We start from the raw sequence: 255 nt of genomic DNA, 5'->3' as shown, positions 1-255 counted from the left end.
GGCCTTTATCTATCCCCACCGAACCGTGCGCTCGTCCTCAGCATCGATGAGAAAAGCCAGATTCAGGCGCTCGATCGCGAGCAGCCGGTCTTGCCGATGATGCCTGGCGTGCCGGAACGGCGCACGCGCAGCTATGTGCGGCACGGTACGACCTCGCTGTTTGCCGCGCTCGACGTCGCCTCGGGGTTCGTCATCGGCAAATGCTACAAGCGGCAAAGGGCAGTCGAATTCTTGAAGTTTTTAAAAGAGATCGAT

At 58.8% G+C, this 255-nt stretch carries 1 pseudogene; it reads left to right on the top strand.

Annotation, left to right across the window (positions count from 1 at the left end):
* Nucleotides 1–255: pseudogene (locus tag ACZYOF_RS44745) on the top strand (IS630 family transposase); the annotation flags it as partial.

It is taken from the genome of Bradyrhizobium sp. LeoA1Lang (assembly GCF_055413685.1).
Note: the sequence above shows the minus strand (reverse complement) of the source record. Positions and strands in the feature narration are given on the sequence as shown.